The sequence below is a fragment of the Phytoactinopolyspora endophytica genome (genome assembly GCF_004138495.1).
Classification (GTDB): Bacteria; Actinomycetota; Actinomycetes; order Jiangellales; family Jiangellaceae; genus Phytoactinopolyspora; species Phytoactinopolyspora endophytica.
The window spans coordinates 72447-73740 of the sequence record NZ_ML142867.1 but is presented as its reverse complement, the minus strand read 5'-3'; the positions used below and the strand labels follow the sequence as shown (position 1 = coordinate 73740).

Genomic DNA, 1294 nt, shown 5'->3' with positions numbered 1-1294 from the left:
GCGGCCGGAGAACTGACGACCGCGCCTCGCGTCATCTGGGAGGGCACCGGGATGGCGCACCCGGAGGGCCCACACCTCTACACGCGGAACGGCTGGTGGTACCTGGTGATCGCCGAGGGCGGCACCGACCGCGGGCATTGCGTGACCCTCGCCCGGTCCCGGTCCGTGTCCGGACCGTTCGAGGCACACCCGGGCAACCCGATCCTCACGCACCGCAGCACGTCCTCTCCTGTCCAGAGCACCGGGCACGCCGATCTCGTTGAGGGTCCCGACGGCCGATGGTGGGCTGTCTACCTTGCGACCCGGCCCCGCGGGAAGTTCCCGCGTTACCACGTGAACGGTCGCGAGACGTTCCTCGCCCAGGTGCACTGGGTGAACGATTGGCCGGTCCTGGACGAGGACGCCGTGTCGGTGCCCGACTCTGACCGCCACTTTGTGGATAGGTTCGACGGTGATTTACTGGACCGGCGGTGGCTCTCGCGGAACCACTCGGTGGGCGACGTCGCGACGCCCGGGCCCGCCGGGGCGACGCTGGTCGCCTCGCGCGGCGACCGGGATCGGGTGTCGGGCGCGCTGCTCGCGGTGCGCACGACCGATCTCGCGTGGCAGGCCGCGGCGAGAGTGGGCGCCGGCGACGTCGCGCTCTCCGTCCGGCTCGACGACCGTCACTGGGTGGGCGTGGAGCGTGTCGGCGACCGGCTCCGGGTCAGGGCGGTGATCGGTCCGCTCGACCAGATGCTTGCCGAGCGGCTTTCGGGTCCTGGTCTCGCGCTGGCGCTGCGCGCCGTTCCGCCCGGCGACGAGGACGGAGCCGCGCCCGACCGCATCGAGGCCGGATTCGTGGATGACTCCGGCTTCTGTGCGATGGCCACGATCGACGGGCGCTACTTCTCGACGGAGGTTGCGGGTGGATTCACGGGGCGGGTCGTCGCCCTCGAGGCGCTGAACGGCGAGGCCATCGTCTCCGCGTTCGAGCTCTGCCCGGTGCCGCAGGTCTCCGACGCGGTGCCGCGCCTGCGTGGCACGACCGCGGTCGTCGGTCCCTGACCGGCACCGCCGCCGCGTTGTCGGTCTTTAAGAGGGACGGCGTGCCCCCTGGCGGGCGCGCGACGCGGGCGGCGGGGCGGTGGATTCGCGCACGATGAGCCGGGTCTCGATGAGCCTTGGTGTCTGCACTACCTGGCGGTCAAGGTGCGCGAGGATAAGCTGCACGGCCTGCTGGCCGTGCTCGTGCGGGTCCGCGCGCATCGTCGTGAGGGGTGGGCAGAAGTGCTCACCGGCGGGACCGCCGTCG

At 72.0% G+C, this 1294-nt stretch carries 2 protein-coding genes; one reads left to right on the top strand and one right to left on the bottom strand.

Annotated elements, in window-relative coordinates:
• Nucleotides 1-1047, top strand: a 1047-nt coding sequence (locus ELR45_RS28075; protein WP_205857406.1) for a family 43 glycosylhydrolase, incomplete at its 5' end; no start/stop codon positions are given.
• A gap of 27 nt (nucleotides 1048-1074) precedes the next feature.
• Here the strand turns inward: ELR45_RS28075 and ELR45_RS28070 are convergent.
• Nucleotides 1075-1294: substrate-binding domain-containing protein (locus ELR45_RS28070; RefSeq protein WP_165368172.1), on the bottom strand; the 220-nt coding region annotated here is incomplete at its 5' end.